This is a genomic window from Bacillus sp. AFS001701 (assembly GCF_002559405.1).
GTDB lineage: Bacteria > Bacillota > Bacilli > Bacillales > Bacillaceae_G > Gottfriedia.
Window position 1 is genome coordinate 1 of the sequence record NZ_NTZO01000297.1, and the last position, 9,833, is coordinate 9,833.

At 32.0% G+C, this 9,833-nt stretch carries 8 protein-coding genes, 1 pseudogene and 1 riboswitch; of the genes and pseudogenes, 8 read left to right on the forward strand and 1 reads right to left on the reverse strand.

Annotated elements, in window-relative coordinates; all coding sequences use genetic code 11:
- Positions 1-58: 58 nt before the first annotated feature.
- From CN514_RS18405 to CN514_RS18420, 4 genes are all read left to right on the forward strand, one after another.
- Positions 59-586, forward strand: a complete 528-nt coding sequence (locus CN514_RS18405; protein WP_098233851.1) for a YcxB family protein — start codon at positions 59-61, stop codon at positions 584-586.
- A 125-nt stretch (positions 587-711) separates the two neighbouring features.
- Positions 712-2,985 carry an ATP-dependent DNA helicase gene (locus CN514_RS18410; RefSeq protein WP_098233852.1) on the forward strand — a complete coding sequence of 758 codons (2,274 nt, stop codon included), beginning with the start codon at positions 712-714 and terminating at the stop codon, positions 2,983-2,985.
- 79 nt (positions 2,986-3,064) lie between these two features.
- A riboswitch (SAM riboswitch) is annotated at positions 3,065-3,168 on the forward strand.
- An 81-nt stretch (positions 3,169-3,249) separates the two neighbouring features.
- A complete protein-coding gene (locus CN514_RS18415; protein WP_098233853.1) occupies positions 3,250-4,419 on the forward strand; it encodes a trans-sulfuration enzyme family protein in 1,170 nt (389 codons plus the stop codon).
- A gap of 5 nt (positions 4,420-4,424) precedes the next feature.
- On the forward strand, positions 4,425-5,591 hold the full coding sequence (locus CN514_RS18420) for a trans-sulfuration enzyme family protein (RefSeq protein WP_098233854.1): 1,167 nt from the start codon (positions 4,425-4,427) through the stop codon (positions 5,589-5,591).
- Positions 5,592-5,745: 154 nt separating this feature from the next.
- On the opposite strand, the gene CN514_RS18425 is transcribed toward CN514_RS18420, so the two are convergent.
- A complete protein-coding gene (locus CN514_RS18425) occupies positions 5,746-6,168 on the reverse strand; it encodes a hypothetical protein (protein WP_098233855.1) in 423 nt (140 codons plus the stop codon).
- A gap of 383 nt (positions 6,169-6,551) precedes the next feature.
- Here CN514_RS18425 and CN514_RS18430 point away from each other — a divergent pair, with 383 nt between their 5' ends.
- The 4 genes and pseudogenes from CN514_RS18430 to CN514_RS18445 all read left to right on the forward strand — a co-directional run.
- Complete coding sequence (locus CN514_RS18430) at positions 6,552-8,006, forward strand: NAD(P)/FAD-dependent oxidoreductase (protein WP_098233856.1); 1,455 nt, start codon at positions 6,552-6,554, stop codon at positions 8,004-8,006.
- A 158-nt stretch (positions 8,007-8,164) separates the two neighbouring features.
- Positions 8,165-8,938: a class I SAM-dependent methyltransferase gene (locus CN514_RS18435; protein WP_098233858.1), complete on the forward strand. Its 774-nt coding sequence runs from the start codon at positions 8,165-8,167 to the stop codon at positions 8,936-8,938.
- A gap of 136 nt (positions 8,939-9,074) precedes the next feature.
- Positions 9,075-9,611 (forward strand): sugar O-acetyltransferase, encoded by a 537-nt coding sequence (locus tag CN514_RS18440; RefSeq protein WP_098233857.1) that lies wholly within the window; start codon positions 9,075-9,077, stop codon positions 9,609-9,611.
- Between the two features lie 81 nt (positions 9,612-9,692).
- A pseudogene (locus CN514_RS18445) lies at positions 9,693-9,833 on the forward strand (cysteine hydrolase family protein); the annotation flags it as partial.

A 9,833-nucleotide genomic window follows, 5' to 3' on the forward strand; every position in this document is an offset into this window, starting at 1 on the left:
TTTTTCTAATGTTAAAATAGTAGTGATTAAAATATTTTTGCGAAAATGGAGGTCAAGTATGAAACTTAATTATGAAATTAATTTGGATGATTATATTGAATTTAATTTACATCACTTAAAACACTCAAAAACTGTTCAAAAATCGTTAATTAACCAACGTATTGCTGTGAGTTTAATCTATTTAGTAATACCATTTTTAATTTCCTTTCTTTTCAAACAACCGCTTTTTGGTTATTTACTTGCCTTTTCGTTAGCAGCCATTGTTTGGTTCATTTATTTTCCAAAGTATTTCTACCGTTCATCAAAAAACAAAATGATTAAGCATTTAACTGAAAAGAACGATCAATCATTATTTGGAGAACATTCTCTAAAGGTAGATGAGAATGGGATTAAAGAAATTACACAATCAAGTGTTCATGAAATAAAGTGGGATGATATAGTTGAAATAAAAGGAACGAAGAATTACTTTTATATATACTTTACAAGTATGCAAGCCATTGTAGTGCCACTAGAAGCAATAAAAGATGATATGGAGAGATTATTGCAATTCTACAGAAAATATAATATTCAAGTCTTATATTGCTAGTTGAATAGTGTATTCTAATCTCTAAAAGTTCAAGTTAATTTAACTTGAACTTTTTTATTAGTACTTTTCATTCTAAATCAAGAAAGAAGAATTATGATAAAATGTAAAAAAAGGAGGGTACTCACTTGGAGAATTGTATAAAGGTTTCAGTTCGAACGCTAGTTGAGTATGCTCATACAGCGGGAAGTATCAATGTAACATATAAAAGTTCGGTTTCATTAATTGAAGGAACAAAGGCACATCAAAAAATCCAAAGAGAATATGGTGAAGAGGATGTAAAAGAACGACCTATATCCGGCACCATAGAATTGGATCAATTGGTGTTTCAGATAGAAGGTCGATGTGATGGATTATTACTGAAGGATGATCAATATATAATAGAAGAAATTAAATCAACAATGAAGGATTTGAATGAAATAAATGAAAATTCATATCCTGTTCATTGGGCTCAAGCAAAAGTTTATGGGTATTTTATTTGTGAAGAATTACAGCTTGAAAAGATTACACTTAGACTTACATATTTTAATATTTTAACTGAGCAAAAAATAAGCTTCGATCTTTTGTTTACCAAGGATGAATTAACAAATTACTTATACAAAATGCTAGAAATTTATTATCCTTTTGCAAAATGGAAATACGATCATATTGAGTTTAGGAATGAGACAATAAAAGAATTAAATTTTCCTTTTCTTTCATTCAGAAAAGGTCAAAGAAAGTTAGCTGGTGCGGTATATCAAACGATTCAGGAAGGTAATAATTTATTTGCTGTTGCACCAACTGGAATAGGAAAAACAGTTTCAACTATTTTTCCAACTGTTAAAAGTATTGGTGAAAATAGTATCAATCGAATGTTTTACTTAACTTCTAAGACGATTACTAGGACTGTTGCTGAAGAAGCGTTTAAGCGCATGACAGATCAAGGGCTTTGTATAAAGTGTACGACGATTACAGCAAAAGATAAAATCTGTTTTAAAGAAGAGACGATGTGTCAAAAGGATTATTGTGAATTTGCCAATGGTTATTATGACAGGATAAATGAGGCTGTTCTTGATATTCTTACATCGGAAAAAGCATTAACTAGGGAGAAAATAGAAGAATATGCACGAAAACATACAGTCTGTCCTTTTGAATACTCATTAGATTTATTAAATTCTTCAGATGCTATTATTTGTGATGTGAATTATATTTTCGATCCACGAGTATCATTAAAACGATTATTTGATGAATATAAACGAAGTTCAGTTTTATTAATTGATGAAGCTCATAATCTTGTTGATCGTGCAAGAGAAATGTATTCTGCAAGTCTATTCAAATCTAAATTTTTAGAGTTGAAAAATAGGTATAAAAATTTAAAAGATGAACTTTATGACATAATAAATGAAATAAATAAGCGATTTATTGAATTAAGAAAGAAACTGAAGGACGTTGTATCACCAGTTTCAAAGGAAATTGATGAGAATTTATTGGAACTTCTACATGCTTTTAATGAAATCGTCGAAATAAAATTGCAGGAAATGGACGAGGACGAAAATAAACAAATTCTACTCGATACTTATTTTGAATCACTAAACTTTGTTAAAATCGCAGATTTTTTTGATGAAAATTACGTATGCTACTATGAATTTTATAAAAGTGAAGTTCATTTAAAGTTGTTTTGCCTAGATCCTTCTAAAGTAGTAAATGACGTCATAAAAAGATTTCGCTCAACAATTTATTTTTCAGCTACTTTAACGCCAATTCAATATTTTCAAGATATGCTAGGTGATCAAAGTCGCGATTATACAATTTCAATCGATTCTCCTTTTCATAGAGAACAACTAGAAGTAACAATTGACCCTCTATCCACTCGATATCAGGATCGTGAAAGAAATTTAGAAAGATTAATTGATTCGGTGTATAAAGAAATTACGAAAAGAAAAGGTAATTTTTTAGTTTTTTATCCGTCTTATCAATATTTAATTCAAAGTGTTGATTTATTTAAAGAGAAGTATCCTAACATAAAAACAATTGTTCAAGAAAATGGTATGACTGAAATTGAACGAGAAGAGTTCCTTTTACGGTTTGATAGTCTTAATGAGGAAACGTTAGTTGGCTTTGCTGTATTAGGTGGTATATTCTCTGAAGGGATTGATTTAAAGGGTGATCGATTAAACGGTGTCGTAGTAGTTGGTGTAGGATTGCCACAGATTTGTTTAGAAAGAAATATTTTAAAGGAGCATTTTCATTCGGTTGGAAAAAATGGGTATTATTATGCATATGTCTTTCCGGGTATGAATAAAGTAATGCAAGCGGGTGGAAGAGTTATTCGATCTGAATCAGATGAAGGGACTTTATTACTAATTGATGACCGATATAGGAGCACTCTTTATCAAAGTTTATTACCTGAAGAATGGAAATGAAAAGCCAATAATTAAATGATGAAAAAAAATGATTGATAATTATCAGAGTTTTTAATATACTTATCAATATAATTAAATAATCTTATCAAGAGCGGTGGAGGGACTGGCCCGACGAAACCCGGCAACTCTAGTGAAAACTAGAAAGTGCTAAATCCTGCAGGTGAAAAACCTGGAAGATAAGAGCGATATGTATATTTTGCGGACATAACCACTTCTTATTTTTTAGGAAGTGGTTTTTTATTTGACTAAAATGGGGGATTTATAATGACTAACACAAAAGAGGCTTTAAACACGAATAAAAAATCGATTGAAACTGTAGCTGTACATGGAAGCAAAGGGTATGATCCATTAACAGGTGCGATTAGTTATCCAATTTATCAATCTGCTACATTTAAACATGCAGGACTTCATCAATCGACTGGATATGATTATGCAAGATTACAAAATCCAACTCGAGAAGAAGTCGAAAATACTGTAGCAAAATTAGAAAGTGCAAATTATGGTGTTGCATTTTCAACAGGAAATGCAGCCGTTACTGCAGTATTAAGCTTATTTAAAAAAGGTGACCACCTAATTGTTTCAGATGATTTATATGGCGGTACATATCGTTTATTCGAAGAAATTTATTCACCATATGGACTTGAACATAATTTTGTTGATACGACTGAAATTGAAAATATTCTTGTTGCACTTAAACCGAACACGAAAGGAATTTTTATTGAAACACCATCAAATCCAATGATGAAAGTAACGGATTTAAAAAGAGTAGTAGAGATTGCAAAAGAACGAGATATTATTGTGATTGTTGATAATACATTTTTAACACCTTATTTCTTTAGACCAATTGAATTAGGAGCAGATGTTGTTGTTCATAGTGGAACAAAGTATTTAGGTGGTCATAATGATACACTCGCTGGTTTTGTCGTGACTAATTCAGAATATACGAATGAACGAATTCGTTATTATCAAAAATCAACAGGTGCAACATTAGCTCCGTTTGACTCTTGGTTAATCTTAAGAGGAATTAAAACATTACATTTGCGTATGGAATACAGTCAAAAAAATGCGATTGTACTTGCGAAGTTTTTAGAAAATCATCCGAATGTTACTGAAGTATATTATGTAGGGTTACCAACGCATAAAGGGTATTCAATTATTAAAGAACAAGCAACTGGATTTGGTGCTATGATTTCGTTTAAAGTGAAAGATTTAAGTTTGGTTGAACAGGTTTTAGGAAGCGTAAAAGTCATTACATTCGCAGAAAGCTTAGGTGGAGTTGAATCATTAATTACGTATCCACATACGCAAACTCATTCAGAAATGCCAGAGGAATTTAAAAGAAAGCTTGGTCTAGATGACCATACACTTCGATTATCTGTTGGTATTGAACAGATTGATGATTTATTAAATGACTTAGAAAATGCATTGGGGTGATGAGGATGCAATTTGGAACGAAATTAATTCATAATGGAAATGAAATAGATCAGGCAACAGGCGCATTAAGTATTCCAATTTATCAAACTTCAACATTTCATCAATTTGATATAGAGAATTTTGGTAAGTACGACTATGCAAGAAGTGGAAACCCAACAAGGGAAGCATTGGAAAATACAATTGCAAAATTAGAAAATGGTGTGCGTGGCTTTGCGTTTTCATCAGGGATGGCTGCAATCTCATCTGTATTATCTTTGTTCTCAGCTGGAGATCATATTGTCATCTGTGAAGATGTGTATGGAGGAACATTTAGAATAGCGACAAAAGTATTAAATCGCTTCGGAATCGATTTTACTTTTGTAGACGCATCTAATTTACAAGAGATTAAAGCCGGAATAAAACCAAATACAAAAGGTCTTTATTTAGAAACACCGTCTAACCCTCTTTTGAAAATTACTGATTTAAGTAGTGCAATCAAAATAGCAAAAGAAAATGACATACTTGTCATTGTTGATAATAGTTTTTTATCGCCATATCTACAAAGACCATTAGATTTAGGAGCTGATATTGTCGTTCATAGTGCAACAAAATTTATTGCAGGTCATAGCGATGTAATCGGAGGGCTAGCGGTCGTAAATTCGGAAGAACTTGCAACTGATTTATACACAATCCAAAATTCATTCGGAGCAATTTTAGGTCCACAGGACTGTTGGCTAACATTAAGAGGATTAAAGACGTTAAAAGTTCGTATGGATGCGTATGAACAAACTGCATCAAAATTAGCAAATTGGCTTTTAGAACAAGAAGAAGTTGAAGATGTATATTACCCAGGACTAAAAAATCATCCTGGTCACGATGTACATTTTGAGCAAGCTACTGGAGGAGGAGCAGTCCTTTCATTTACACTAAAAACAATTGAACAAACGACAAGTTTCCTTCAATCAGTCGAAAACGTTGCAGTAGCAGTTTCATTAGGTGGAGTTGAGACAATTGTATCATATCCTGTAAAAATGTCTCATGCTGCAATACCGCTCGATGTTCGTGAAAGATTAGGCGTTAAAGATACATTAATAAGAGTGTCCGTTGGGTTAGAGGATATTGAAGACTTGATTTCAAGCTTTCAAAAAGCATTAAATGCAGGAGTAAGAGAAAAACAAGAAGTGCAAGAATAGGGAAAATGATGAATTAAAATGGAGAATCTGTCTTAGATTCATGAACAAATTATGAACTAAAATCCCACAATGGAATAGCTGTGGGATTTATTTATTTTATATTTTTTAATTTAGCGTTTTTGATAATGCGTATAAAACTAGTATAAATTCATGTCTATGAAAGGAATATTTCCCCGTCACCAATTTCCTCTTGAATTACCTCAGATGCACCAATAAGCGCCAAAGCGTTCCCAACTAATTGAATGGAATCAGAAAGTACGATTTTTCTTTGTAACTCAAGTAAATCTTTTTTATCTGAAGTGAACAATTGCTTAGAAACGTGAAAAGCTATGGAAATTTGACCAGCTGTACCAATCCACATTCCGGATAAGATATCTCTTTTCCCTTGAAAGATTGGGTCTTTGTCAATTGTGTATAATTTCGATAATGTAATCGTTTCATATAATTGTGCAACTGCTTTAACCCATGTTACAGCAACAATTTTTCTCTCAAGACTCGATTGTAATTCCTCATCTTCTAAATTAGTTTTTTGATAATGATCTTTACCATCCTTTTCCTTTATATTTCCTTCTAGCATATTTTCCATCTCCAATATAAAAATCTGTTATTTATATAACTATTCAACTAAGTGTGATTGTGATTCTATGTAATAGGATATTTTCGTCTTTCAATCATTAACTTTTAGTTAAGTTAGGATGAAATCAACAAATTGTTAAATTATAAATAGTCTGTTGTCAATTAATTAATAATAAGTTTGAATTGTCTAATATTGGATAAAAAAGGCTATTTGATAGAAGGTGATTTGTGATGAAAAGGTTTCACTTTGAATATAAACGAATAATATTTAAAAATAATACAAAAAATGTTCGTGTTTTTACTTGAAACGCATTCTGATTGATGGTATTCTATTTTAGGTTGATCAAATGAAATAATTTAAACCTTATTTGGAGGTATATATAGATGTATGATGTTATAGTTGTTGGAGCAGGACCTGCTGGAATCTTTACTTGTTATGAATTAACTTTAAAAATGCCTAATGCTAAAGTACTACTTGTTGATAAAGGACATGATATATTCGCAAGACATTGCCCGATTTTACAAAAGAAAATTGAAAAATGTCCGCCTGCTGTAGGGAAAAAAGAATTTTCAGGTTGCTTACCAGCTTGCTCAATTACAAATGGTTTTGGTGGTGCTGGAGCATATTCAGATGGGAAATTTAATATTACAAGTGAATTTGGTGGATGGATGACAGATTACTTATCTGATTCACAAGTAGTAGAATTAATCAAATACGTAGATGAAATTAATCTAGAACATGGTGCGACTGAATCGATTACGGATCCTTTAACAGAAGAAGTTAGAGATATTGAACGTCGTGGTTACGCAGCTGGACTTAAATTATTACGTGCACAAGTTCGTCATTTAGGAACGGAGCAAAATTTAGAAATACTAAAAAGCATTTATGAGTATTTAAAAACGAAAATCGAGATGAAGTATAAAACTGAAGTAGAGGACTTAATAACTGAAAAGGTTGAAGGTACTCAGATCATAAAGGGAATTAAATTAAAAAAAGGTGAAGAATTACATGCTGAGAAAGTTGTAATTGTACCTGGTCGTGATGGCTCAAAATGGTTAACTGATGTTATGAAAAAACGTCGTTTAAAAATGTCAACGAATCAAGTTGATATTGGTGTTCGTGTTGAGACTTCAAACGTAGTAATGGAAGAGATTAACAAGCACTTATACGAAGGAAAATTTGTATTTAATACTAGCGTGGGTACAAAAGTCAGAACATTCTGTAGTAATCCGTCTGGACACGTAGTAGTTGAAAATCATTCAGGTATTATGACTGCTAATGGACATGCTTATAAGGACCCTAAATTAGGAAGTCCAAATACAAACTTTGCATTATTAGTATCACATCAATTCGCAGAACCATTTGACAAACCAAATGAATATGCACATGAGGTTTCACGCCTTGCAAACATGCTTTCACACGGTGGAGTAATTGTGCAAAAATACGGAGATATTTTAAAAGGTCGCCGTTCGACTGAAAAACGTATTAAAGAAGGTTTTTTAGAACCAACTTTAAAAGAAGCAGTACCAGGTGACTTAGGATTAGTTTTACCATATAACACAATGAAAAGTTTAATTGAAATGGTAGAAGCATTAAATCATGTAACTCCAGGTATCGCTGCAGAACATACACTTTTCTACGGGGTAGAAGCAAAATTCTATTCAGCTCGACCAAAGTTAAATGAACACTTTGAAAGTGAAATCTCTGGATTATATTTAGGTGGAGATGGAGCAGGAGTTACTCGTGGTTTAGCTCAAGCAAGCGCATGTGGCGTATGGATCGCTCGTGATATCGTTACAAAAATCGGAAGCGAAGAAAAAGAATTAGTTACTGTTTAATACTTTATTTAACAAACCTCTAGTGCATTGTTGTAGCATTAGAGGTTTGTTTTGTTAGACTAAACATTTGGTAATCATTTTGGCGTTTGGTTTAATAAAGAATTAACGAGACTTTTTTGAAGAGGTATAATTTAATTAAAAACGAAAAGGTTTGTGATATCTTGAAATTAAAACCTAAATATAAAACTTGGATTCGTATTTATAAACTGCTTATATTTCTAGTGATTTCAATCATCTTACTTTCGGTAACATTATTATCTGTTAATCCATATGTACGAGTTGTATCAGGAATTTTAGCGGTGCCTTTTCTATATATAACATTTATACTTTCTTATTCTGTGTATCAATTCTTATCAATTGGAGGGAATTATCAGTCGAAAATACATGACTTAATCGTGTCCAAAGTGAAGTGGGATGGAGACGGTACACTATTAGATATTGGTACTGGCAGCGGTTCGTTAATTATTAAACTCGCAAAAGCTTTTCCAATGTCTGTATTAACTGGAATTGATTATTGGGGGGATAATTGGGAGTATTCAAAAGCGCAATGCCAGCAAAATGCAGAAATAGAAGGTGTATCTCGTCAGATTCATTTTCAGAAAGCAAGTGCTTCAGAACTCCCTTTTAATGAGAATGAATTTAATGTAATTGTAAGCTGCCTAACATTTCATGAAGTAAAAGATCGAAGTAATAGAACGGATGTAATAAAAGAGGCATTAAGAGTGTTGAAACCTGGTGGAAATTTCGTCTTTTTAGATTTGTTTTTTGATGAGAAAATATTTGGAGATGAAAAGGAGCTTTTAAGCGACTTAAAGAAATGTGGTATATCTGAATTGAATAGCTCTAGACTTGATAAAGAAATGGACTTGCCAAAAATTCTATTGAACAAAAAAGTATTAGGAAATGCGATGATTTTGAGTGGAAGGAAATAAGGTTTTACTAATTTAAAAAGAGTATGTAAATCACGATAAAACAAAATAGTTGAATGATTGAATTTTGTTGAGGTATAGCAGATTATAGATCGAAGTTATTTATAAAATAAACCACATATAAGTTAGGAGTCTCAAAATGGAAGTCAAAGAGAAAATTTATTATCAGCGTGGGACAGAAGAATTAAAAATGAAAAATCTTCGTGCCCATAAACTTGTTCAAGAGTTTAATAATGTAAATGTAGAATCGTTCGAAAGAAAAGAAGAAATATTGAAAGAGCTGTTTGGGTCAGTAGGTGTAAATCCAAGTATCGAGCATAATTTACATTGTGATTTAGGTTATAACATACATGTAGGGGATCATTTCTATGCAGGTTATAATTGTACAATCTTAGATATAGCAGAAGTGAAAATAGGAAAAAACTGCATGATTGGTCCGAATGTAGGGATCTATACAGCTGGTCATTCGATTGAACCAAAGGATCGAAATAAGAGCGGATACGCGATTCCAATCCATATTGGAGACGATGTGTGGATTGGAGGTAGTTGTACAATTTTACCTGGCATTTCGATTGGAGATAACTCAATTGTAGCTGCAGGTTCTATCGTTACGAAAGATGTTCCTTCTAATACTATTGTGGCCGGTAACCCAGCGAAAGTTATTAAAAGTATATAAAATGAAAGATAAAGCCAGTTCGATCAATAAGAAAATTTGTTGAAATGATAAATACAATACAAATCTATATGAGGTGAAAAAATGGATACTTGTGCAGATGTTTTGATTGTTATCGATATGCAAAATGGTGTATGTTACAGCGGTGAGAAGCATTTATTTGAATTACAAAATTTAATTAGTAAAGTAAATAAAAGAATCTCAATATATAGGGAATTAAATAAA